General features: G+C 56.3%; 22 protein-coding genes. 10 read left to right on the top strand and 12 right to left on the bottom strand.

Features of this window, described 5'->3' with window-relative positions; genetic code table 11:
• The first annotated feature begins 12 nt into the window (after positions 1-12).
• The 3 genes from rsmF (at position 13) to AC3WS9_RS09035 (ending at position 2,096) form a co-directional block, all read left to right on the top strand.
• On the top strand, positions 13-1,455 hold the full coding sequence (gene rsmF / locus AC3WS9_RS09045) for a 16S rRNA (cytosine(1407)-C(5))-methyltransferase RsmF (protein ID WP_492487867.1): 1,443 nt from the start codon (positions 13-15) through the stop codon (positions 1,453-1,455).
• A 104-nt stretch (positions 1,456-1,559) separates the two neighbouring features.
• The gene (locus tag AC3WS9_RS09040; RefSeq protein ID WP_095282365.1) at positions 1,560-1,799 is read left to right on the top strand and encodes a YebV family protein; all 240 of its coding nucleotides are present in this window, start codon (positions 1,560-1,562) and stop codon (positions 1,797-1,799) included.
• A 105-nt stretch (positions 1,800-1,904) separates the two neighbouring features.
• Complete coding sequence (locus AC3WS9_RS09035) at positions 1,905-2,096, top strand: YdfD/YebW family protein (protein ID WP_282494632.1); 192 nt, start codon at positions 1,905-1,907, stop codon at positions 2,094-2,096.
• Here the strand turns inward: AC3WS9_RS09035 and pphA are convergent, their stop codons facing one another.
• Positions 2,097-2,741, bottom strand: a complete 645-nt coding sequence (gene pphA / locus AC3WS9_RS09030) for a protein-serine/threonine phosphatase (RefSeq protein ID WP_285149579.1) — start codon at positions 2,739-2,741, stop codon at positions 2,097-2,099. It lies immediately after the preceding gene.
• A gap of 168 nt (positions 2,742-2,909) precedes the next feature.
• On the opposite strand from pphA, the gene AC3WS9_RS09025 reads away from it, so the two are divergent.
• On the top strand, positions 2,910-3,851 hold the full coding sequence (locus tag AC3WS9_RS09025; RefSeq protein ID WP_492487865.1) for a VirK/YbjX family protein: 942 nt from the start codon (positions 2,910-2,912) through the stop codon (positions 3,849-3,851).
• A 405-nt stretch (positions 3,852-4,256) separates the two neighbouring features.
• On the opposite strand, the gene AC3WS9_RS09020 is transcribed toward AC3WS9_RS09025, so the two are convergent.
• The 3 genes from AC3WS9_RS09020 to yobA are packed head-to-tail and all read right to left on the bottom strand — an operon-like array spanning position 4,257 to position 5,859.
• Entirely contained in the window at positions 4,257-4,595 is a 339-nt protein-coding gene (locus AC3WS9_RS09020; RefSeq protein ID WP_282494640.1) for a YebY family protein, read from the bottom strand.
• Between the two features lie 15 nt (positions 4,596-4,610).
• A complete protein-coding gene (copD, locus tag AC3WS9_RS09015) occupies positions 4,611-5,483 on the bottom strand; it encodes a copper homeostasis membrane protein CopD (RefSeq protein ID WP_492487864.1) in 873 nt (290 codons plus the stop codon).
• Position 5,484: 1 nt separating this feature from the next.
• The gene (gene yobA / locus AC3WS9_RS09010; protein WP_492487862.1) at positions 5,485-5,859 is read right to left on the bottom strand and encodes a CopC domain-containing protein YobA; all 375 of its coding nucleotides are present in this window, start codon (positions 5,857-5,859) and stop codon (positions 5,485-5,487) included.
• 137 nt (positions 5,860-5,996) lie between these two features.
• Between yobA and AC3WS9_RS09005 the strand changes: the two genes are divergently transcribed.
• The 3 genes from AC3WS9_RS09005 (at position 5,997) to exoX (ending at position 7,680) form a co-directional block, all read left to right on the top strand.
• Positions 5,997-6,227 carry a DNA polymerase III subunit theta gene (locus AC3WS9_RS09005; protein ID WP_282494643.1) on the top strand — a complete coding sequence of 77 codons (231 nt, stop codon included), beginning with the start codon at positions 5,997-5,999 and terminating at the stop codon, positions 6,225-6,227.
• 109 nt (positions 6,228-6,336) lie between these two features.
• Positions 6,337-6,993, top strand: coding sequence for a nitrilase-related carbon-nitrogen hydrolase (locus AC3WS9_RS09000; protein ID WP_492487860.1), 657 nt, complete (start codon positions 6,337-6,339; stop codon positions 6,991-6,993).
• 24 nt (positions 6,994-7,017) lie between these two features.
• Positions 7,018-7,680: an exodeoxyribonuclease X gene (gene exoX / locus AC3WS9_RS08995; RefSeq protein WP_285149483.1), complete on the top strand. Its 663-nt coding sequence runs from the start codon at positions 7,018-7,020 to the stop codon at positions 7,678-7,680.
• Here the strand turns inward: exoX and ptrB are convergent.
• Together ptrB and AC3WS9_RS08985 are read right to left on the bottom strand one after the other, a co-directional pair.
• Entirely contained in the window at positions 7,677-9,740 is a 2,064-nt protein-coding gene (gene ptrB, locus AC3WS9_RS08990) for an oligopeptidase B (protein ID WP_492487857.1), read from the bottom strand. The two genes, exoX and ptrB, sit on opposite strands and share 4 nt — an antisense overlap.
• 87 nt (positions 9,741-9,827) lie before the next feature.
• Complete coding sequence (locus tag AC3WS9_RS08985; RefSeq protein ID WP_285149481.1) at positions 9,828-10,478, bottom strand: tellurite resistance TerB family protein; 651 nt, start codon at positions 10,476-10,478, stop codon at positions 9,828-9,830.
• 177 nt (positions 10,479-10,655) lie between these two features.
• Between AC3WS9_RS08985 and purT the strand changes: the two genes are divergently transcribed.
• The gene (gene purT / locus AC3WS9_RS08980) at positions 10,656-11,834 is read left to right on the top strand and encodes a formate-dependent phosphoribosylglycinamide formyltransferase (RefSeq protein ID WP_492487855.1); all 1,179 of its coding nucleotides are present in this window, start codon (positions 10,656-10,658) and stop codon (positions 11,832-11,834) included.
• 81 nt (positions 11,835-11,915) lie between these two features.
• Here purT and kdgA read toward each other — a convergent pair whose 3' ends face one another.
• The 3 genes from kdgA to zwf form a co-directional block, all read right to left on the bottom strand.
• Entirely contained in the window at positions 11,916-12,554 is a 639-nt protein-coding gene (gene kdgA / locus AC3WS9_RS08975) for a bifunctional 4-hydroxy-2-oxoglutarate aldolase/2-dehydro-3-deoxy-phosphogluconate aldolase (RefSeq protein WP_095282378.1), read from the bottom strand.
• Between the two features lie 39 nt (positions 12,555-12,593).
• Positions 12,594-14,405 (bottom strand): phosphogluconate dehydratase, encoded by a 1,812-nt coding sequence (gene edd, locus AC3WS9_RS08970; protein WP_492487852.1) that lies wholly within the window; start codon positions 14,403-14,405, stop codon positions 12,594-12,596.
• Positions 14,406-14,638: 233 nt separating this feature from the next.
• Positions 14,639-16,114 (bottom strand): glucose-6-phosphate dehydrogenase, encoded by a 1,476-nt coding sequence (gene zwf / locus AC3WS9_RS08965; protein WP_282494650.1) that lies wholly within the window; start codon positions 16,112-16,114, stop codon positions 14,639-14,641.
• Between the two features lie 358 nt (positions 16,115-16,472).
• Here zwf and AC3WS9_RS08960 point away from each other — a divergent pair, with 358 nt between their 5' ends.
• Together AC3WS9_RS08960 and pyk are read left to right on the top strand one after the other, a co-directional pair.
• Positions 16,473-17,342: a MurR/RpiR family transcriptional regulator gene (locus AC3WS9_RS08960; protein ID WP_492487850.1), complete on the top strand. Its 870-nt coding sequence runs from the start codon at positions 16,473-16,475 to the stop codon at positions 17,340-17,342.
• Positions 17,343-17,447: 105 nt separating this feature from the next.
• Positions 17,448-18,890, top strand: a complete 1,443-nt coding sequence (pyk, locus tag AC3WS9_RS08955; RefSeq protein ID WP_282494651.1) for a pyruvate kinase — start codon at positions 17,448-17,450, stop codon at positions 18,888-18,890.
• A gap of 50 nt (positions 18,891-18,940) precedes the next feature.
• Here the strand turns inward: pyk and lpxM are convergent, their stop codons facing one another.
• From lpxM to znuA, 3 genes are all read right to left on the bottom strand, one after another.
• Positions 18,941-19,912: a lauroyl-Kdo(2)-lipid IV(A) myristoyltransferase gene (lpxM, locus tag AC3WS9_RS08950; protein WP_492487848.1), complete on the bottom strand. Its 972-nt coding sequence runs from the start codon at positions 19,910-19,912 to the stop codon at positions 18,941-18,943.
• Positions 19,913-20,030: 118 nt separating this feature from the next.
• Entirely contained in the window at positions 20,031-21,350 is a 1,320-nt protein-coding gene (gene mepM, locus AC3WS9_RS08945; protein ID WP_492487846.1) for a murein DD-endopeptidase MepM, read from the bottom strand.
• Between the two features lie 15 nt (positions 21,351-21,365).
• Positions 21,366-22,310 carry a zinc ABC transporter substrate-binding protein ZnuA gene (znuA, locus tag AC3WS9_RS08940; RefSeq protein WP_492487844.1) on the bottom strand — a complete coding sequence of 315 codons (945 nt, stop codon included), beginning with the start codon at positions 22,308-22,310 and terminating at the stop codon, positions 21,366-21,368.
• Positions 22,311-22,372: the final 62 nt, after the last annotated feature.

Raw genomic sequence — 22,372 nt, 5'->3', positions numbered from 1 at the left:
TGTGGTACGCCCGTGGCTCAAAACTCCGTGTTTCTTCCTGACGAATTCCTGGCGCAGATGCGCGAGGCACTTCCCGCTCATCTCTCGATGGATGATTTTATCGCCGCCTGCCAGCGCCCTTTACGCCGTAGCATTCGCGTGAATACGCTCAAAATCAGCGTGGCCGATTTCCTGACGCTGGTGTCGCCCTACCGCTGGCAGCTGACGCCCGTCCCATGGTGTGCGGAAGGTTTCTGGATTGAGCGCGATGACGAAGATGCCCTGCCGCTGGGAAGCACCGCCGAGCACCTGAGCGGGCTATTTTACATTCAGGAAGCGAGCTCGATGCTGCCCGTTGCCGCGCTGTTCGCCGATAACAATCAGCCAGCGCGGGTGATGGACGTCGCCGCCGCGCCCGGCTCGAAAACCACGCAGATCGCCGCGCGGATGGGCAATCAGGGTGTCATTCTGGCCAATGAATTTTCCGCGAGCCGGGTGAAGGTCCTGCATGCCAATATCAGCCGCTGCGGGATCAGCAACGTTGCCCTGACTCACTTCGATGGCCGCGTTTTTGGCGCTGCGGTACCGGAATCCTTCGATGCGATCCTGCTGGATGCCCCGTGCTCGGGCGAAGGCGTGGTGCGTAAAGATCCCGATGCCCTTAAAAACTGGTCCGTAGCCAGCAACCTTGAGATTGCCGCCACCCAGCGTGAGCTCATCGACAGCGCGTTTCACGCCCTGCGTCCGGGCGGAACGCTGATTTACTCCACCTGCACCTTGAACCGCGATGAGAACGAATCCGTCTGTCTGTGGCTGAAAGAGCAATACCCGCAGGCCGTCGAGTTCGTGGCGCTGGACAGGCTGTTCGACGGCGCAAAAGAGGCCCTGACGCCGGAGGGGTTCCTCCACGTTTTCCCGCAGATTTTTGACTGCGAAGGCTTCTTTGTCGCGCGCCTGCGTAAAACGGCCGCCATTGACGCTTTACCGGCCCCGAAATTTAAAGTCGGCAACTTCCCGTTCGCGCCACTGAAAGGACGCGAAACCGCGCAGATCACCGAAGCCGCGAATAAAATCGGCCTTCACTGGGACGACAATCTGCGCCTGTGGCAGCGCGACAAAGAGATCTGGCTCTTCCCGGTCGAGATCGAGCCTCTCATCGGCAAAGTCCGTTTCTCCCGCATCGGTATGCGGCTGGCGGAAGTGCACAACAAAGGCTATCGCTGGCAGCATGAAGCGGTCATTGCCCTGGCGGGGGATGAAAACACCTTTGCCCTGACGCACAAAGAGGCGGAAGAGTGGTATCGCGGCCGCGATGTGTACCCGGAAGCCACGCCACCGGCAGACGAAATGATCGTCACCTATCAGGGCTTCCCGCTGGGCCTGGCGAAGAAAGTCGGCTCACGTCTGAAGAACAGCTATCCGCGCGAACTGGTTCGCGATGGTCGCCTGTTTACCGGTAACGATCTCAGCGAATAAAAAACAGCACATTTTCACTGGCGCTTTTGCTCTCCTGCACTACGCTGAAAAATGGGCGATCACACTGGTCGTACCAGATTTTAAGCAAAACTGCGGAGAGCATTATGACGAAAACCAGCGTGCGTATTGGCGCTTTTGAGATCGACGATGCGGAGTTGCGCGGCGATAATCAGGGCGATCGAACGTTAACCATCCCCTGTAAATCCGATCCGGATTTATGTATGCAGCTCGATGCCTGGGACGCTGACACCAGCATTCCGGCGATCCTGGATGGCGAACATTCCGTGCTATACCGTGAACATTACGATCAGAAGTCCGATGCCTGGGTCATGCGCCTTGCCTGATTCCAAAAAGAACCCGCCCGAAGGCGGGTTATTTATGCCCTCAATTTCCCCTGCGATAAAACCTCCCCTACACTAATCATTCGGATCGCCAGATCAGAGGATGAGATGTTCGCACTGGTACTCTTTGTTTGTTATCTGGACGGCGGCTGCGATGACATCGTGATTGATGTCTATAACAGCGAAATGCAGTGTGTTGCTTCCAAAAAAGAGCAGCGCATTCGCCACGGCGGCTGCTACCCGGTCGAGGAGTTTATCGACAGCTTCTGGACCCCGGCTCAGGAATACAGTGACTTTTAGCTACTGGAGCTGCGCGAGGGTGAAGGTGCCGCCAAACACGGCGCCGGTGTCGATGTAATGTAAATTCCCGAAATCAAAACGTGTATTCAGCGGCGTATGCCCGAACCAGAAGTGATCCGCCCCGGAAATCCCCTCTCCGCGACCGCTCATCAGATGGCTGAGTCTCCCCCGCTCCCATAGCACGCGGCTGCGGCTGACGGGCTTATCCCGTTCGTAGCTTTCAGAGGGGTAATCGGCGTGAGCAATCACGTTGAGCCCATTGGCACAGGTGATTTCAATAATATAGGGTAATTGCCGACAGGCTTCGAGCAGCGCCATCGCATCTAATTTCTGCGGGTTCGTCAGGCGAGAAAACCAAATTCCGCCGTTCATCGTCCAGAGTGCAAAATCATTATTACTGAGCGCATCCAGAGCCATTTGTTCATGATTCCCGCGCACGGCGCGAAACCAATTTTCCTGCATCAACGCTAAACATTTCACGCTGTCCGGGCCGCGATCGATCAGGTCCCCAACGGAAATAAGCAAATCCTGATAGGGATTAAAATGAAGGCGTTTTAATTCATCCATCAGCCGTTGCCAGCAACCGTGAATGTCGCTCACAACCCAGACGTGACGCCATTGATGACCTTCAAGAATCTGGTACATAGCCCCTCCATGAAGAAGTATAGCTAATACACATTTATCAGGATCTGGCTCGATGATGTTGCTAACTTCAATCATCATTAAACGAAGCAGGAATAAAGGTTTAGCCGCTCTTAAATCGACGCATCTCGCCCCTTAGAATAGATTCAGAATTCTAATGAGGTCACCATCGTGTCGAATACCAGCCTGCAAATTGATGTGCCAGAAGCACAGCCTGCCAATATTATCTCCGCTCTGACAAACGGTCAGCTTATCCCTGGGCCGATCTGGAGAAAGCGCGACTATCGAATTAAGTTCTTTCTGCGCTCTTTGCTGTTCTGGTCTTCGACAAATCGCATGCTGAGCGCTCTGGCCCATCGCGCTGATTTCGACCGCCTGCTGGCCGCTCAGGTCACGCTGCCGAGCAAAACCCATCGTCAGTATCTGACGCGCGGTATCAATTCCAACCAGCGCGCGGAGGCAGTTGTTCGCCACTATGAGTGGCTCGATGCCCTGCCGGATACCAGCCTGGCCAATGCCCTTACCCATCCCGTCGCACAGCCGATCGTCCATTTCCAGGCGAAGGATGACGCGCGTTACGCCGTCTATGCCTCGTCCGCCAGCAAAGCAGAGCGCGAAGGTGAAAGCACTCTGTGGCTGCGCGATGAAGAAGAGACGCTGCTGGCGAGTGTGACCTTCAGCGTCGTGCCGGAAGGCGATCATTCGGCGTTAGTCATCGGCGGGCTGCAGGGTCCCCGTCGCGGTGTGACGCGCGAAACGATCAAGAAAGCGACCCGCGCCTGCCATGGCCTGTTCCCAAAACGCGTGCTAATGGAGGTGATTTTTAACCTTGCCGCCCACAGCGATATCAAAGCCATTTACGCCGTCAGCGATGAAGGCCACGTCTTCCGCGCCCTGCGCTATCGCCTGAGCAAAGGCCGCCATTTCCACGCCAGCTATGACGAATTCTGGGCCTCCATCGAAGGCCAGAAAATCTCCCGCTTCCGCTGGCAGCTGCCGTTACAGATGGAACGTAAATCGCTTGAGGAAATCGCCAGTAAAAAACGCGCCGAATACCGCCGCCGTTTTGGCCTGCTGGATGAAATCGCCGAAGGGATTAACGCCCGCTTTTAACCGAGGTGGTGGCATCCGCCACCACACAAAAATTTAACAAAACCGCCAAAAAGCGCTGGACTTTGGCCTGCCAGATTGTGGTATGGTTAAATCCGAGGCGCAGGACGTTCCTCATCTGCAATGAGTGAAGACAGGAAAAGACTTTTACTTTCATGCAGATAAAAAGAGACCGAATACGATTCCTGTATTCGGTCCAGGGAAATGGCTCTTGGGAGAGAGCCGTGCGCTAAAAGTTGGCATTAATGCAGGCTCAAGTCGCCTGACACTTTAAGAATAGATGACGACGCCAGGTTTTCCAGTCCGCAGCAAAAGTGGTCAGAAAATTTCGCGATTGAGCATCCCAAAACAAAAAAACCGCACTGCTTCCTGTCAGAAGCCTGCGGTTTTTTTATTGGAAACCTGAAATTAGCAGAGCTTGTCGGCGCGCTCGATAAACGGAGCGAGACTCATCTTCTGGCTCGGGTTTGCCGGGTCGTCAATCTGGATAATGCCGATCGGCTGGCCGTTGCTTTTGCCGCTGGCAACCTGCTGTTCGGCAACATCGTTGAGCGGATATTGCACCAGCGTGCTTGGGTTGATGGCATACAGCGCATGGCCCGGACGGCACGTCAGCATCACCTCTTCGCGGTTAAAGGCCCATTTGTCTTTACCCACTTCGAAACGACTCACGGTGATCACCTGTGGTGCCGCAAACGCGGAACCGGCGCACGCCAGCAAGACGAGAGAAAGAACTGTTTTTTTCATACGTTTTAAACCTTGTCAGAAAGGCTCCCAGGTCGCGAACAGACTGACGATTGCCAGCACCAGCGCCCCCAGAACCACCTCAGCCTGTGTCATCCAGATAAAGAATTGTTGTTCGCGCCCCGATTCAGGACGAAATCGTGGAACCAGAAGATACCGATTCAGCAGCGCAATGACCACCATCATCGCCACCAGCGCACATTTCAACAACAGCAACTGCCCATATTCCGTGCGCCACGGCCAGTTCAGGCCGAGGATCAGCAGCATATTGACCACACCGGTCAGGATCACGCCCGCCACCGCATAGTGCCCGATACGCGAAAAACGCATCATGGTATAGATAGCCGGCACGCGCCAGCGCCCTTTTGCCAGCCGCATGCAAAACACCAGCGGGAGCAACGCGCCGACCCAGGTCGCTGCGCTGAGCAAATGAATCGCGTGATTAACCCGCTGCAGAACGCCCGGAACGCCGTCGCGCATCGCCGCATGACCAACACCCGCGAGTAAAATAAACTGGCCGATGGCGAGCAACAGCAACAGGCGCGCGCTTTTCGCAGGTGCGATCCAGGCCGCACAGGCGGTGAAGAGTGCCAGGACGATTTGCCACAGCCACACGCCGCCAAACCGCGTGCTGGCGACCGCCTGCCAAATCTCCGGCTGAACCACGTCACGCCAGCCGTCACCCATCTGCCCGCCCTGCACCGCCAGCATCAGCAGCGCCGTCAGCAGACTGACCAGCGCCGCGATTTTTTGCTGCCGCTGAAAACGGCGGGTCATCAGCCGTTGCAGGGAGAACGGTGCCAGCCACGCGCTGTAAAACGCATTGCCAAAAATCAGCATCAGCGCCGCAAAATGGACGAAGCGCAGGGCGACATAACTGAACGCCAGCATCTTATTTCACGCTAAAGTGATAGCTGCCTTTAGTTTTGTGACCGTCGACGGAGACCACATGCCAGTCAACGGCATAGGTCCCCGGCGTCAGGGGTTGTTCGAGAGTAACGATTAGCTGGGTGTTGTCATTCTCCGCGCGTTTCACCGCACCGATTTTAACGATCTGCTGCTTATCACCGGTGACGAATACGCCGCTGAATTTCGGTTCGATACCTTCCGAGAAATTGAGCGTCAGCGCCTGCGGCGCAGCAGTAACGGCGGCGTCGGCAGCCGGGTACTGATGTTTAAGATGGGCATGAGCCAGCGCAGCCGGAGCCGTCGCCATAGAAAGCAGAAATGTCAGTGCGCAGGCCGCGCGGGATGGGGTGAATACCATATCAATCATTCCTTTTTGTTATGTCTATATGACAGAGGATAACTCTGTATAATATCTGAGTCGAGGATGATCCTGCGCAGGCTTGTCAACGCAGGGCAACCGCGGTAAGGTCAGCGCCGCATAATCAGGAGAAGGCAATGAAGATTAATCTGGCGACCATCCCTCAGGATGAAATGGACAAAGTGAATGTCGATCTCGCGGCCGCAGGCGTGGCGTTCAAAGAGCGCTATAACATGCCGGTGATCGCCGAAGTCGTTGAGCGCGAACAGCCCCCTCACCTGCGCGACTGGTTCCGCGAGCGTTTAATTGCGCATCGCCTCAAGTCCGTCACGCTGTCGCGCCTCCCGTACGAACCTAAAGTTAAGTAAACGCGGCTTTTCGTTACACTTCCTTACAGGGTTTGTGGCAGGATAAGAAAACCCTGAAGTATTCAGGGGAATTATCGAATCCCTGAGACGAGTGTATAAGGAAGTCACGATGTCCCAATGGAATATTGCCGCCGCGCAGTATGCTCCCCGGCATAACTGCATTGATGCTCACGTTCAGCATCACCTTCGTTTTATCGACGCTGCTGCCCGCCAGCAGTGTAATCTGCTCGTTTTCCCTGAACTTTCGCTAACCGGCCCTGCCGTCGATGGCGTGACGTTGCCTGAGCCGCCTGACGAACAGACACTGGCTCCGATTGTTGACGCCGCACACACCCTTTCCATCACGGTCATCGCCGGAATGACCCTGGAGACGCACGGCGTGCGGCAGAAAGGGCTGGCCCTCTTTTCCCCAAATCACACTCAGGCCATGCGCTACCCGCAGGGCAGCGGCGCATGTCTGATACCCGGCAAACCCCAGCTCACCATCGTGGAGGGGCAAACGGAACTGCCGAGTCTCGATCCTCTCGCCGCGTTATTCACCTGCAGCCAGGCCGTCGGTGAGAGCAGCTGGCGCGACGCCATCAGTCGTCTGCAGCGTTTTTCCCATAAATACGCTATTGCAGTGCTGATGGCGAACTCGCTCGGCCACAGCGCCCTGTGGGATGACAGCGGGCAATTGATCGTTCGCGCCGACAGCGGCGAGCTGTTATTAACCGGAACATGGGGTAAGCAGGGTTGGCAAGGTGATATCATTCCATTACGCTAACGTTTTTAAGGCCAGGAGTGAGCCATGCTGCGTGTAATCGATACCGAAACCTGTGATCTTCAGGGCGGGATTGTAGAGGTCGCGTCCGTTGACGTGATTGACGGACAGATCGTCAACCCTATGAGCCATCTGGTTCGCCCCGACCGTCCTATCAGCGCGCAGGCGATGGCCATTCACCGCATCACGGAATCGATGGTGGCGGATAAACCCTGGATCGAGGAAGTGATCCCGAACTATTTCGGTAGCCCGTGGTACGTGGCGCATAACGCCAGCTTTGACCGCCGCGTATTGCCGGAGATGCCTGGCGAGTGGATCTGCACCATGAAGCTGGCGCGCCGCGCCTGGCCGGGGATTAAATACAGCAATATGGCGTTGTATAAATCCCGCAAGCTCAGCGTGAAAACGCCGGAAGGGTTACATCATCACCGCGCGTTGTACGACTGCTACATCACGGCGGCGTTACTCATTGATATCATGAATAACACCGGCTGGACGCCGGATGAGATGGCGACCATCACCGGACGCCCCGCGCTGTTAACCACCTTTACCTTTGGTAAATATCGCGGCAAACCGGTCTCCGAAGTGGCCGAGCGCGATCCGGGCTATCTGCGCTGGCTGTACAACAACCTCGACCGCATGAGCCCGGAGCTGCGTCTCACGCTCCGCCATTACCTCGACGACGCCTAATCCGCGGCAACATGGCCTGGCAGCGTCCCCTGCGCCAGGCCAATCAGGAAGGCATACTCCAGCGCCACCCCTTCGTAGGATTTAAAACGTCCCGATTTCCCGCCGTGACCGGAGTCCATATCCGTGCACAGCAGCAGCAGGTTGTCGTCGGTTTTCAGCTCCCGCAGTTTCGCCACCCATTTTGCCGGTTCCCAGTACTGCACCTGCGAATCGTGCAGACCGGTGGTCACCAGCATGTGTGGATAAGCCTTCGCTTCGACGTTATCGTACGGGCTGTATTCTTTCATGTAGCGATAGTAGGTCTCGTCCTGCGGATTGCCCCACTCTTCGAATTCACCGGTGGTTAACGGGATCGACTCGTCGAGCATAGTCGTGACCACATCAACGAACGGCACCTGGGCGACGATACCTTTAAACAGCTCAGGACGCAGGTTGATCACCGTCCCCATCAGCATACCGCCCGCGCTGCCGCCCATGCCGAAGCACAGTTTCGGATCGCCGTAGCCCTGAGCAATCAATTCGTCGCACACGTCCAGATAGTCGTTAAAGGTATTTTTCTTTTTCAGGAATTTCCCTTCTTCGTACCAGTGCTGGCCGAGCTCTCCGCCACCGCGCACGTGGGCAATGGCGAAGACAAATCCCCGGTCGAGCAGGCTCAGCCTGCTGCTGCTGAAATCGGCGTCCATGCTGGCCCCGTAAGAGCCGTAGCCGTACACCAGCAGCGGGTTTTTACGCTTGTGGAAATGGTCTTTGTGGTACACCAGCGACACCGGGACCTCCACGCCATCGCGCGCGGTGATCCAAAGATGCTCGCTCCGGTAGTGGCTGGCGTCGAACCCGGCCACTTCGGCCTGCTTAAGCACTTTCCGCTGACCGGTATTCATATCGAGTTCAAACAGCGTGTCGGGAGTGGTCATCGACGAATAGCCGTAGCGCAACCGCGAGGATTCAGGCTCAGGATTGTAGCCAATCCAGGTCACGTACGCCGGATCGTCAAAGGCAATCCCCACCACTTCGCGCGTTTTACGGTTGATTTGCCGGATGCTGGTCAGCCCTCGCTGACGCTCTTCCACCACCAGCCAGTCGGTAAACAGGGTGAAGCCTTCGAGCATCACCTGTTCGCGTGCCGGGATCAGCACTTCCCATTTACGCTCGTCGCGCACTTTGGTTTTATACAGGCCAAAGTTTTTGCCTTCGCGGTTGGAGCGCAGATAGAAGGTATGCTGAAAATGGTCGAGGCTGTACTCGTGGTCTTTGCGACGCGGGAGAAAACAGAGCGGCTGGGCGTCGGGCAGCTCCGCATCAAGCAGCAGCACTTCGGTGGTCGTGGCGCTGGCAAGCGAAATAATCACATAGTGGCGCGAGGTGGTTTTGTGCAGGCTGACGTAAAAGGTGTCGTCCTGTTCTTCGTACACCAGCTCATCGGTACCCGAAGAGGTGCCGACCGTATGTCGCCAGACCTGATAAGGCAGCAGCGTTGAGGCGTGCTTTTTGACGTAATAGACGGTTTCAGAGTCGTTCGCCCAGACAAAGTCCGACGAAACGTTATCGAGCATTTCCGGATACCAGTTCCCGGTGTCCAGGTTGCGAAAGCGCAGGCCGTACTGGCGGCGTGACAGATAGTCTTCCGCCAGCGCCATGATGGTGTTATCCGGCGAAATACCCATCCCGCCGAGAGTATAGAACTCGCTGTGCGCCGCGCGCTGGTTGGCATCGAGCAGGGTTTCCCAGTCGTCCCATTCAGCACAAAGCACAGACTGGCGCTGATAGATGGCGTATTCGCTGCCCGGCTCGTAGAGATGACGATAGCGGTAGCCGTTTTTGGTCCAGGGCGCCGAGATGTCGCGCTGCGGAACCCGCGCGACCATCTCTTCCAGCAGACGATCCTGAAGCGCCTGCTGCGAGGACATCACCTTGCGGCCGTAATCATTTTCCTGATGAAGGTAATCAAGCACTTCCGGCTGCGAGCGTTCGTCGTCCCGCAGCCAGTAGTAATTATCGATGCGCGTGTCACCGTGAGTGGTGAGCGCTTTGGGAATACGTCGGGCTTTTGGCAGCATGTCAGTTTTTCTTTTTGGTTTTACACCCTATAAGGGTGGCAAAACGCGCGCACGATGCAAGCGAAACGTGACAGCCGTCAGATAAAATTACCCCTGTAATGCCTGTTTTTGCTGCTTAATATCCTGTTCGATCCCTTCCCGAACATCCTGCGGAATTTTCAGCGCGTCGCCGAGGGCATTCAGATAGCTTCGCTCCATAAAGTGATCGATATCGATGGCCGCGGCACTCAGGAAGTAGAGTTCCAGCGCCTCCTCCTCGTTTTTCACACTCTGCGCCAGACGGAGTGGATCGAGCGGCTGTTCAATCGCCTGCGCCACCAGCGCTCGGCCCTGCTCTTCCACGCCCGCTTCCCGCATCTGCTGCTCGATGGCGGATCGCTCTTTGTCATCAATGTGGCCGTCACTTTTCGCGGCAAACACCAGGGCCAGGATCAGGCGTTCGGTACGCAGATCCATCGGTGAAATTTGCTCACCAAAGTGCGGTTCATCCTGATGAGCTGTCCGCACTTTCTCTTTGTATTTGTTCCAGAGCACCGTTCCGGCAATGGCCCCACCACCGGCCAGCAGCGCGCCGGTGCCGTATTTGGTCAGCAGTTTGCGCGAGGATTTATTGGCGACCAGCAGGCCCGCCAGTCCACCGAGCGCACCGGGCACCAGCAGCTTACTCAGCCCCTCACCGCCCGATGACGACGCCTTCTGTCCTAACATGGATTGCAATTGATTCAACCAGCCTGACATGATTTTCCCCACTTAACGGTTCGCAATGGGTACAGCCTATGCGAGGTGATGTCAGGAAATGTCTGTCCGCGCTAAAGAAGCGCAAATTTCCCCCGCTCATCATCACGCTGCCCGTTGAGGGAAGACAGACGCAAACGTTTTCGTTTATACTGCGCGCAACTTTTTCAGGGGGATTTTATGACTCTTTTAGGAACTGCTCTGCGTCCGGCCGCGACGCGCGTCATGCTGTTAGGTTCTGGCGAACTGGGAAAAGAGGTGGCTATCGAGTGCCAGCGCCTGGGGATTGAGGTGATCGCCGTCGATCGCTATGCCGACGCCCCGGCGATGCACGTCGCCCACCGCTCGCATGTGATCAATATGCTGGACGGGAACGCCCTTCGCGCCCTGATTGCCGAGGAAAAACCGGACTTTGTGGTGCCGGAAATTGAAGCCATCGCCACCGATACGCTGATTGCCCTCGAGCAGGAAGGCCAGCGCGTGGTGCCCTGCGCCCGCGCCGCTAAACTGACCATGAACCGGGAAGGCATTCGTCGTCTGGCCGCCGAGGAGTTAGCGATTCCGACGTCGAGCTACCGCTTTGCCGACGGGAAAGATGAGTTTCTGCAGGCTGTCGAACAGATTGGCTACCCGTGCATCATTAAGCCGGTAATGAGCTCCTCCGGGAAAGGTCAGAGTTTTATCCGTGACGCCTCCGCGCTCGATAAGGCATGGGATTACGCCCAGCAGGGTGGCCGCGCAGGTGCCGGTCGCGTCATAGTCGAAGGTGTGGTGAAGTTTGATTTTGAAATCACCCTGCTGACAGTCAGCGCCGTGGATGGCGTGCATTTCTGCGACCCAATTGGTCATCGTCAGGAGGATGGCGATTATCGTGAATCCTGGCAGCCGCAGCAGATGAGCGCCCTGGCGCTGGAGCGCGCGCAGGAGATGGCCCGCAAAGTGGTGCTGGCGCTGGGCGGTTACGGCCTGTTTGGCGTTGAGCTGTTCGTCTGCGGCGATGAGGTGATTTTCAGCGAAGTCTCCCCGCGTCCGCACGACACCGGGATGGTGACGCTGATTTCCCAGGATCTCTCGGAGTTCGCTCTGCACGTGCGCGCGTTCCTCAGTCTGCCGGTTGGCGGCATCCGCCAGTACGGCCCGGCCGCGTCGGCGGTGATCCTGCCGCAGCTGACCAGCCAGAACGTCACCTTTGATAATGTTGAGGCCGCCGTCGGTGCGGGTCTGCAACTGCGTCTGTTTGGTAAACCGGAAATTGACGGCATCCGTCGTCTCGGCGTGGCGTTAGCCACCGGGGATAGCGTGGAAAGTGCAGTTGAGCGCGCGAAAAGTGCAGCGCAGGCCGTCAGTGTGAAGGGATAATAAAAACCGGGCAACAGATGTTTGCCCGGTTAGATTTTGTAGGGCGGGTAAGGCGAAGCCGCCACCCGCCACAGCAAAAAATTACTTCGCGCCTTCCACTGCTTCGCGCGCCAGCTTAGTGATGCGATCCCAGTCGCCCGCTTCCAGCGCATCCGCCGGAACCAGCCAGGAACCACCGATACACAGGACGCTTTTCAGCGCCAGGTAGTCGCGGTAGTTCGCCGGAGAGATACCGCCCGTCGGGCAGAAACGCACCTGAGAGAACGGGCCCGCAATCGCCTGCAGCGCTTTGGTGCCGCCGTTGGCTTCAGCCGGGAAGAATTTGAACTCTTTCAGGCCGTAATCCATACCCAGCATCAGTTCAGACACGGTGCTGATACCCGGGATTAACGGAATCGTGCCTTCGGTTGCGGCTTTTAGCAGCGGCTCGGTCAGGCCCGGGCTGATGGCGAACTGTGCGCCCGCTTCGGTCACTTCTGCCAGTTGCTGAGGGTTGAGCACGGTACCGGCACCGATAATCGCGTCCGGCACTTCTTTGGCGATAGCGCGGATCGCGTCCATCGCGCATGCGGTACGCAGCGTCACTTCCAGAACACGAACACCACCTGCAACCAGCGCTTTCGCCATCGGGACGGCGTGCTCCAGTTTGTTCACCACGATAACCGGCACTACCGGGCCAGTTGTCAGGATTGCTTCTGCACTTGTTTTCCAGTTTTTCATCAGTGTTTTTCTCTCGCCAGATCGTTAATTCTTGTCGTCTTAAAACGTAATACAGGTTGCGCCCTGTTCAGCACCGGAGAGTTTCTCGCGCAGTGCACTGAACATTTCGCGCCCTGTTCCCACACGCGACGCGCTCAGGTCAGGAATATGCGGCTTACGGGCGGCCAGTTCGGCTTCATCCACCAGCAGGGTCAGTTCGCCTGTCTGGCCATTCACGCGGATCATATCGCCATCGCGGACTTTCGCCAGTAACCCACCGTCGTAAGCTTCGGGAGTGACGTGGATTGCTGATGGCACTTTACCTGATGCGCCGGAGAGTCGTCCATCGGTGACCAACGCAATTTTGAAACAGCGGTCCAATAATACACCAAGTGGCGGCATAAGTTTATGTAATTCTGGCATGCCGTTCGCTTTCGGTCCCTGGTGACGAACCACCACCACGCAGTCTTTGTTCAGCAGGCCAGCTTCGAAGGCAGGCAGCACGTCGTGCTGGCTTTCGAAAATCACCGCAGGCGCTTCCACGATCTGGTTTTCAACCGGCACGGCGGAGGTTTTCATCACCGCGCGACCGAGGTTGCCGCTCAGCACTTTGGTGCCGCCGTGATGGGAGAATGGCTTCGCGAAGGTGGCGATCACCTGCTCGTCGAGGGAATCCTGCGCGCCTTCGCGCCAGTCGAGCTCGCCGTCGTTCAGCCACGGCTCCATGGTGTAACGTTGCAGACCGAAACCGGCCACCGTGTTGACGTCTTCATGCAGCAGGCCGCCCTTCAGCAGCTCGCGGATCAGCACAGGTACGCCGCCCGCCGCCTGGAAGTGGTTGATATCTGCCGGACCGTTCGGGTAGAGACGCGCCATCAGCGGCACGATTTCAGACAGGTCAGAGAAATCATCCCAGTTAATCTGGATCCCCGCCGCACGCGCCATCGCCACCAGGTGCATGGTGTGGTTAGTGGAACCGCCGGTCGCCAGCAGGGCGACAATCCCGTTGACGATCACTTTTTCGTCAACCATTTTACCGAGCGGCATCCACTCGTTGCCGTTGCCGGTCAGACGCGTCACCTGACGCGCGGCCGCTTCGGTCAGGGCCTGACGCAGCGGTGCATCTGGCTGAACGAACGACGAGCCAGGGAGCTGCATACCCATGAACTCCACCACCATCTGATTGGTGTTGGCAGTCCCATAGAACGTACAGGTGCCGGGAGCGTGATATGAGGCGGCTTCAGCTTCCAGCAGCGCGCTGCGATCCACTTTGCCTTCCGCATACAGCTGGCGGATACGCACTTTTTCTTTATTCGGCAGACCGCTCGCCATCGGGCCAGACGGAACAAAAATCGCGGGCAGATGACCGAACGACAGGGCCGCCATTGCCAGCCCCGGGACAATTTTGTCGCACACGCCGAGGTACAGCGCGCCGTCGAACATATTGTGGGACAGGCCCACCGCCGCAGACATGGCGATGATTTCGCGGCTCAGCAGGGAGAGCTCCATCCCGTCCTGACCCTGGGTCACGCCGTCGCACATGGCTGGCACGCCACCCGCCACCTGCCCGACCGCGTTGGCGCTGTGCAGCGCTTTGCGAATAATTTCCGGGTAGTGTTCGTACGGCTGGTGCGCGGAGAGCATGTCGTTGTAGGAGGTGATGATCGCAATATTGTTACGCAGCATGCTTTTCAGCGAGGCTTTATCGTCCGGCTGGCAGGCGGCGAAACCGTGGGCCAGATTCCCGCAGGCGAGTTGTGAACGATGGACCGTGTCGGTTTTTGCCTGCTGGATGCGGGCGAGGTAGGCAGAACGTGTCTCTTTCGAGCGCTCAACAATGCGCTGTGTTACGCGTAACAATACAGGATTCATAGAAGCTCCTCTAATTTATCTGTCCAGGCGCGGGAGTTAACAAGATGAATCGCTTGTCTTAACAAGGCTGAAACGCTTGCAGTCCGTAGCTCGGGGGCAAAATCGCTTCAGCCAGTGTAATAAAAAAAGCTCCACGGGTGAATCCACGCGGAGCTTAAATGATTAAAAATTGTGCCACAATCTGTGTTAGATCATGTTACCGGTAAAATAACCCGTTTGGATTAGCTTCCGTCTTACTCGAACTCGTTCCAGGAACGGCCATCGCGGGTGATCATCGCCACTGACGCGACCGGTCCCCAGGTGCCTGCCTGATACGGTTTTGGCGCATCCTGATCGGCGGCCCAGGCTTCGGTAATGGAGTCGACCCACTTCCACGCCTCTTCCACTTCATCGCGACGCACGAACAGCGCCTGAATCCCACGCATGGTTTCCAGCAGCAGACGCTCGTAAGCATCGGCCAGGTGCGTTTCGTTGAAGGTTTCGGAGTAGCTCAGATCCAGCTTGGTGGTTTGCAGGTTGTGTTTGTGATCCAGGCCCGGCACTTTGTTCAGCACCTGAATATCCACGCCCTCATCAGGCTGCAGACGGATAGTCAGTTTGTTCTGCGGCAGCTCCTGCCAGGACTCTTTGAACAGGTTCAGTTCCGGGTTCTTGAAATAGACCACGACTTCAGAACATTTGGTCGGCAGACGTTTACCGGTGCGCAGATAGAACGGAACACCCGCCCAGCGCCAGTTGTCGATATCGACGCGGATCGCCACGAAAGTCTCGGTGTTGCTGGACTTGTTCGCGCCCTCTTCTTCCAGATAGCCAGGGACTTTTTTACCCTGCGCGAAGCCGGAGGTGTACTGACCGCGGACGGTTTTCTCACGCACGTTCGAGCGATCGATGCGGCGCAGAGACTTCAGCACCTTCACTTTCTCGTCGCGAATGTTATCCGCAGAGAGGTCTGACGGAGGAGACATGGCGATCATGCAGAGGATTTGCAGCAGGTGGTTCTGGATCATGTCGCGCATCTGACCGGCCTGGTCAAAGTAACCCCAGCGCCCTTCGATGCCCACTTCCTCGGCCACGGTAATTTCCACGTGATCGATAGTGCGGTTGTCCCAGTTGTTCGCAAACAGGGAGTTCGCAAAACGCAGGGCCAGCAGGTTCAGCACCGTCTCTTTACCCAGATAGTGGTCGATACGGTAAACCTGGCACTCTTCGAAGTATTCCCCGACCTGGTCGTTGATTTCACGCGAAGTCGCAAGAGAAGTTCCCAGCGGTTTTTCCATGACTACACGCGCCGGTTTAGCGTTGAGTTTCGCTTCGCCCAGACCTTTGCAGATGGCGCCGAAGGTGCTTGGCGGCATCGCGAAGTAGTTGATGGTCACACGGTTTTGCTGGTCCAGCATCTTGCCCAGACGGCCAAACGACTTGGTATCGTTGACATCCAGGTTGCAGAAATCAAGACGACCGCTCAGCGCATCCCACAAACTTTCATCAATCTTCTCTTTCATGAAAGTTTCGAGCGCTTCACGCACCACTTTGGTGTAGGCGTCTTTATCCCAGTCAGCGCGGCCCACGCCCAGGATGCGAGTGTCCGGGTGGATCTGGCCTGCTTTTTCCAGTTGATACAGGGAAGGCAGCAATTTACGGCGTGCAAGATCGCCTTTCGCGCCGAAAATGACCAGGTCACATGCCTGGGCTGTTTGCGTTACCGCCATGTCATTCTCCTCAGTTGGATATCCTGGTGCTTTTGCCAGAATATCGTTGTAATTTTATTACAATGCACTGTACTGCTTTTACGTCATTCCCGAAACCATTAGCGCTTAACCTCGCGTGCGATAACGCGATTTTTGATTGTTTACACGCTTCAGTTACGGGAATCACGACGAATCCGTTGGATCTTTGCGCGGCCGGGCCGTTGCGAAAACCCGACCGCGATCAAGTAATGAAAAAAAACAACAACTTTTCGTGTTGTTCATTACCCTTCGACCAGGTCAGAGGGGTATATTCTTCCTAATTCGAATCACGATTTCATCAATTAATGAAATCGTTTCCACCCATGAGCGTCTTGTCATCATGAACATGCTGGAAAAAATCCAGTTTCAACTGGAACACCTTAGCAAATCCGAGCGTAAAGTGGCGGAAGTTATTCTCGCCTCACCGACTCAGGCCATTCATTCCAGCATCGCCGCTCTGGCGCAGGAGTCGGGGGTCAGCGAGCCTACCGTCAACCGCTTTTGTCGCAGTCTTGAGACGCGCGGTTTTCCTGATTTTAAACTGCATCTGGCCCAAAGTCTGGCAAACGGCACGCCCTATGTAAATCGCAATGTCGATGAAGACGACAGCGTAGAGGCTTATACGGGCAAAATTTTTGAATCGGCGATGGCGACGCTCGACCATGTGCGCCAGTCGCTGGATAAAGAGTCGCTCAACCGCGCCGTGGATCTGCTCACCCAGGCGAAAAAAATCGCCTTCTTCGGGCTGGGCTCTTCCGCCGCCGTGGCCCACGACGCGATGAACAAATTTTTTCGCTTTAATGTCCCGGTGATTTACTCCGATGACATTGTGCTGCAACGCATGAGCTGTATGAACTGTAACGAAGATGACGTGGTGGTGCTGATCTCCCACACCGGGCGGACCAAAAGTCTGGTGGAGCTGGCACAGCTGGCGCGTGAAAACGATGCCATGGTGATTGCCCTCACCACCGCGGGAACGCCGCTGGCGCGTGAAGCGACGCTGGCCATTACGCTGGATGTGCCGGAAGATACGGACATGTATATGCCGATGGTCTCCCGGCTGGCGCAGTTAACGGTCATCGACGTGCTGGCAACGGGATTTACCCTGCGTCGCGGCGCGAAATTCAGAGATAACTTGAAGCGGGTCAAAGAAGCGCTCAAGGAATCGCGTTTTGATAAAGAATTGCTCATTAAGGGCGATGTACCCTGAATGTTTTTATAAGGTTGTTACTTTTTTCGGTATTCGGTAGTTTCTACACAGCGCCGAATCTATGTTCACGCAACACCAAAGTTGTTTCAGTCAACGGAGTATTACATGTCCAGAAGGCTTCGCAGAACCAAGATCGTTACCACCTTAGGTCCGGCAACTGACCGCGATAATAACCTCGAGAAAATTATCGCCGCGGGCGCCAACGTGGTACGCATGAACTTCTCTCACGGTACGCCAGAAGACCACAAATTACGTGCAGACAAGGTCCGTGAGATCGCGGCAAAACTGGGACGTCACGTGGCTATCCTCGGCGACCTGCAGGGTCCGAAGATCCGCGTCTCGACGTTTAAAGAAGGCAAAGTTTTCCTTAACATCGGCGATAAATTCCTCCTCGACGCCAACCTGGGTAAAGGCGAAGGCGACAAAGAGCGAGTGGGCATCGACTATAAAGGTCTGCCTGCCGACGTGGTGCCGGGCGATATCCTGCTGCTCGACGATGGTCGCGTGCAGCTGAAAGTGATCGAAGTCCAGGGCATGAAAGTGTTCACCGAAGTGACCGTGGGCGGCCCGCTTTCCAACAACAAAGGCATCAACAAACTCGGCGGCGGTCTCTCCGCTGAAGCCCTGACCGAAAAAGACAAAGCCGACATCATCACGGCCGCGCAGATTGGCGTCGACTATCTGGCCGTCTCCTTCCCGCGCTGCGGCGAAGACCTGAACTACGCTCGCCGTCTGGCGCGTGATGCAGGCTGCGACGCCAGCATCGTGGCTAAAGTGGAACGTGCGGAGGCCGTCTGCAGCCAGGAAGCCATGGATGATGTGATTCTGGCGTCTGACGTGGTGATGGTTGCCCGTGGCGACCTGGGCGTTGAAATCGGCGACCCTGAGCTGGTCGGCATCCAGAAAGCGCTGATCCGTCGTGCGCGTCAGTTGAACCGTTCCGTGATCACCGCGACCCAGATGATGGAGTCGATGATCACCAACCCAATGCCAACCCGTGCGGAAGTGATGGACGTTGCCAACGCCGTGCTGGATGGTACCGATGCGGTGATGCTCTCTGCGGAAACGGCAGCGGGTCAGTATCCGGCTGAAACCGTGGCCGCGATGGCGCGCGTGTGCCTGGGCGCTGAGAAGATCCCAAGCATCAACGTCTCCAAACACCGTCTGGACATTCAGTTTGATAACGTGGAAGAAGCGATTTCCATGTCCGCCATGTACGCGGCGAACCACCTGAAAGGCGTGACCGCGATCATCACCATGACCGAATCCGGCCGCACCGCGCTGATGACTTCCCGTATCAGCTCCGGCCTGCCGATTTTTGCCATGTCCCGTCATGAACGCACCCTGAACCTGACGGCCCTGTATCGTGGCGTGACTCCGGTCTTCTTCGACAGCACTAACGACGGTGTTGCCGCAGCGAACGACGCGGTCAATCTGCTGCGCGATAAAGGCTATCTGGTCTCCGGCGATATCGTGATCGTCACCCAGGGCGATGTGATGAGCACCATTGGCTCGACCAACACCACTCGCGTGATGACTGTCGAGTAATTTCGCCAGTGTGTTATTGCTAAAAAAATCCCCCGTCGCCGGGGGATTTTTTATTTCTTCGGGTACAACTCATTGCGCTTATACGGCTCTGTCTCACCGGGCTTGCGCGTTTTGAGCAGCTTCAGGATCCAGGTGTACTGCTCAAGATTTGGCCCCACGAAAATTTCGACCTCTTCGTTCATCCGGCGCGCGATGGTGTTGTCGTCTGCTTCCAGCAGGTCGTCCATCGGTGGACGCACTTCGATGGTCAGGCGATGGGTTTTGCCATCGTAAATCGGGAACAGTGGGATCACGCGGGCACGGCAGACTTTCATCAGACGACCAATCGCGGGCAGCGTCGCTTTGTAGGTGGCAAAGAAATCCACGAATTCGCTGTGCTCGGCGCCGTGATCCTGGTCGGGCAGATAATAGCCCCAGTAACCCTCGCGCACCGATTTTATAAATGGTTTGATACCGTCGTTACGCGCATGCAGTCGGCCACCGAAACGGCGACGGACGGTGTTCCAGACGTAGTCAAAGATTTTATTGCCCTGATTGTGGAACATGGCCGCCATCTTTTGGCCCTGAGAGGCCATCAGCATGGCCGGAATATCTACGCCCCAGCCGTGCGGCACGAGGAAAATCACCTTCTCGTCGTTGCGACGCATCTCCTCGATAATCTCCAGCCCTTTCCAGTCAACGCGGTCCTTAATCTTTTCCGGCCCGCGCAGCGCCAGCTCGCCCATCATCGCCATCGCCTGCGGCGCGGTGGTAAACATAGCGTCGATAATGGCTTCCCGCTCGGCGTCGCTTTTTTCCGGGAAACAGTAGAAGAGATTAATTTGGGCGCGGCGGCGAGCGCTTTTGCCCATTCGTCCGGCGATCAGGCCAATTTTGCCCAGAACCGGATCGCGCACAGATGCAGGAAGCAGCGCGATGCCCGCAAACGCATAAACGCCCAGCCAGGCGCCCCAGTTGCGCGGGTGGCGAAAAGATTTCTCAAACTCGGGAATGAATTCACTGTTGTTTTTTTGGGTTTCCATGCGGGTTCCAGGGTCTGGTGAAGCTAAAAATAATCATCAGTTAGTGTAGCGAGGCAGGCTGCATCGCACAAAAGAAAAAGCCGGCGCATCTCTGCACCGGCTTTAACATTACGACAGGTTAGTCGAAGCGCAGTTGCGGCATAACCTCTTTGACCTGAGCCAGATAATCGGTGCGATCTTTGCCGGTCAGCCCTTCGGTACGCGGCAGTTTCGCCGTCAGCGGGTTCACGGCCTGTTGGTTGATCCACACTTCATAGTGCAGGTGTGGGCCCGTTGAGCGCCCGGTGTTGCCCGACAGCGCGATACGGTCACCGCGTTTCACTTTCTGACCCGGCTGAACCAGCAGTTTACGCAGGTGCATATAGCGGGTGGTGTAGGTGCGACCGTGACGAACGGCGACATAATACCCTGCCGCGCCGCTGCGTTTGGCGATAACCACTTCACCGTCACCGACAGAGAGCACTGGCGTGCCCTGCGGCATGGCGAAGTCAACGCCACGGTGCGGCGCCACGCGGCCCGTTACCGGGTTAAGACGACGCGGATTAAAGTTGGATGAAACGCGGAACTGTTTCGCCGTCGGGAAGCGCAGGAAACCTTTCGCCAGGCCCGTACCGTTGCGGTCATAGAACTTACCGTCTTCAGCGCGGATGGCGTAATAATCTTTGCCTTCTGAGCGCAGACGCACGCCCATCAGCTGGCTCTGCTCACGCTTGCCGTCCAGCATTTCGCGGGACATCAGGATTGAGAATTCATCGCCTTTTTTCAGTTTGCGGAAGTCCATCTGCCACTGCATGGCCTTGATGACCGAGCTGATTTCACCGCTCGTTAACCCAGCTTCGCGTGCGCTGGCAACAAAACTGCCACCCACGGTGCCTTTAAGCACATTGTTGACCCAGTCGCCCTGCTGCATTTCGCTGGTCATTTTGAAACCGTTTCCAGACCGATCGTAGGTACGGGTTTCACGACGTGAGACTTCCCAGGTCAGACGCTGTAAATCGCCACCGCTGGTAAGTGTCCAGGAGAGTTGCTGACCAATTTTCAGATTACGCAGATCTTTATCGGATGCGGCGAGCTGGCTGATATCACCCATCTCGATACCGTACTGGTTCAAAACGCTGCTCAGCGTATCGCCCGTAGAGACAACATACTCGTGGATGCCCGCTTCGTTCGCGGTTTTGTCATCCAGTTCATCCTGAGGAATAGCTTCGTCTTCCTGAGCGGCCTGATCGATAGGCTCACTGGCATCGGGCAGCAATGAGCGGATTTCGCTCTTTTCCAGTTCGATGGTTTTAATGATGGGGGCTGAATGTGGGTGGTACACATAGGGCCGCCAGACGGCGACCGCTAATGTAAGAACTGTAAGGGACCCCAGCATAACGCGGTGGGGTCGAGGCAGATTATTAAATGCCAGGGCGACAGAGCGGGCTATCTGTTGCACGTGTTCACTTCCTCGTTAATCTCCTTTCAGGCAGCTCGAATACTGGTTCGCCAATTGGCTGAGGAACTGCGAATAACTCGCCTTGCTCAGCTGAATATTGGTTCCAAGCGGGTCCAGGGTCCCCATGCGCACGGACGTTCCCCTGGCCACGGCTTCAACGACCGCTGGCCTGAACTGTGGCTCAGCAAAAACGCATGTCGCTTTTTGCTCAACCAACTGTGTTCTGATTTCATGTAAACGCTGCGCACCAGGCTGAATTTCCGGGTTGACGGTAAAGTGACCCAGCGGGGTCAGGCCGTAGTGTTTTTCGTAGTAGCCATAGGCATCATGAAAAACGAAATACCCTTTTCCTTTCAACGGTGCGAGCTCGTTACCCACCTGCTTATCGGTTGCGGCTAATTGTGCCTCAAAATCCTTCAGGTTGGCGTCTAGTTTGGCTCGACTTTGCGGCATAAGTTCCACTAATTTGTCATGGATTGCAACCGCTGAGAGCCGCGCTATCTCTGGGGAGAGCCAAAGATGCATGTTGTACTCGCCGTGATGGTGATGGTCGTCACCTTTTTCGCCATCGGCGTGATCATGGTCGTGATCGCCATCGTCGTCGTCAGCCCCTTTCATGAGCAGCGGTTTCACGCCGGAAAGCTCGGCGATGGTCACCTGTTTTTGCGGCGGAACTTTGCTTGCGGACTTTTGCATGAAGGCTTCCATCTCTGGACCAATCCAGACCACTAAGTCCGCGTTCTGTAAGCGTTTTACATCAGATGGGCGCAGAGAATAATCATGCTCGGAGGCCCCGTCAGGCAGTAAAACCTGGGTTTCTGTCACGCCATCGGCGATGGCCGAAGCGATGAATCCCAGTGGTTTAAGCGAAGCGACAACGGCGGCGTTAACATCTTGTGCTGCTGAAGCCCAAAGGCCAGCGGATAATGCTGCGAAAAGAAGCGTATTTTTATGTAACATAATGCAACTTATGATCGTAATGAATGCGTGGAATGTGATATTATAACATTCGTTGACTTCTG

The organism is Lelliottia sp. EB106-05-01-XG201 (assembly GCF_058791735.1).
The sequence above is the reverse complement of the archived record's forward strand: the minus strand, read 5'-3'. Positions and strand labels throughout refer to the sequence as shown.

Coding starts and splice junctions, on each gene's coding strand:
- AC3WS9_RS09040 (WP_095282365.1), top strand. CDS start 1,560: ATGACGAAAACCAGCGTGCGTATTGGCGCTTTTGAGATCGACGATGCG.
- AC3WS9_RS09035 (WP_282494632.1), top strand. CDS start 1,905: ATGTTCGCACTGGTACTCTTTGTTTGTTATCTGGACGGCGGCTGCGAT.
- pphA (WP_285149579.1), bottom strand. CDS start 2,741: ATGTACCAGATTCTTGAAGGTCATCAATGGCGTCACGTCTGGGTTGTG.
- AC3WS9_RS09020 (WP_282494640.1), bottom strand. CDS start 4,595: ATGAAAAAAACAGTTCTTTCTCTCGTCTTGCTGGCGTGCGCCGGTTCC.
- copD (WP_492487864.1), bottom strand. CDS start 5,483: ATGCTGGCGTTCAGTTATGTCGCCCTGCGCTTCGTCCATTTTGCGGCG.
- yobA (WP_492487862.1), bottom strand. CDS start 5,859: ATGGTATTCACCCCATCCCGCGCGGCCTGCGCACTGACATTTCTGCTT.
- AC3WS9_RS09005 (WP_282494643.1), top strand. CDS start 5,997: ATGAAGATTAATCTGGCGACCATCCCTCAGGATGAAATGGACAAAGTG.
- AC3WS9_RS09000 (WP_492487860.1), top strand. CDS start 6,337: ATGTCCCAATGGAATATTGCCGCCGCGCAGTATGCTCCCCGGCATAAC.
- exoX (WP_285149483.1), top strand. CDS start 7,018: ATGCTGCGTGTAATCGATACCGAAACCTGTGATCTTCAGGGCGGGATT.
- ptrB (WP_492487857.1), bottom strand. CDS start 9,740: ATGCTGCCAAAAGCCCGACGTATTCCCAAAGCGCTCACCACTCACGGT.
- AC3WS9_RS08985 (WP_285149481.1), bottom strand. CDS start 10,478: ATGTCAGGCTGGTTGAATCAATTGCAATCCATGTTAGGACAGAAGGCG.
- purT (WP_492487855.1), top strand. CDS start 10,656: ATGACTCTTTTAGGAACTGCTCTGCGTCCGGCCGCGACGCGCGTCATG.
- kdgA (WP_095282378.1), bottom strand. CDS start 12,554: ATGAAAAACTGGAAAACAAGTGCAGAAGCAATCCTGACAACTGGCCCG.
- edd (WP_492487852.1), bottom strand. CDS start 14,405: ATGAATCCTGTATTGTTACGCGTAACACAGCGCATTGTTGAGCGCTCG.
- zwf (WP_282494650.1), bottom strand. CDS start 16,114: ATGGCGGTAACGCAAACAGCCCAGGCATGTGACCTGGTCATTTTCGGC.
- AC3WS9_RS08960 (WP_492487850.1), top strand. CDS start 16,473: ATGAACATGCTGGAAAAAATCCAGTTTCAACTGGAACACCTTAGCAAA.
- pyk (WP_282494651.1), top strand. CDS start 17,448: ATGTCCAGAAGGCTTCGCAGAACCAAGATCGTTACCACCTTAGGTCCG.
- lpxM (WP_492487848.1), bottom strand. CDS start 19,912: ATGGAAACCCAAAAAAACAACAGTGAATTCATTCCCGAGTTTGAGAAA.
- znuA (WP_492487844.1), bottom strand. CDS start 22,310: ATGTTACATAAAAATACGCTTCTTTTCGCAGCATTATCCGCTGGCCTT.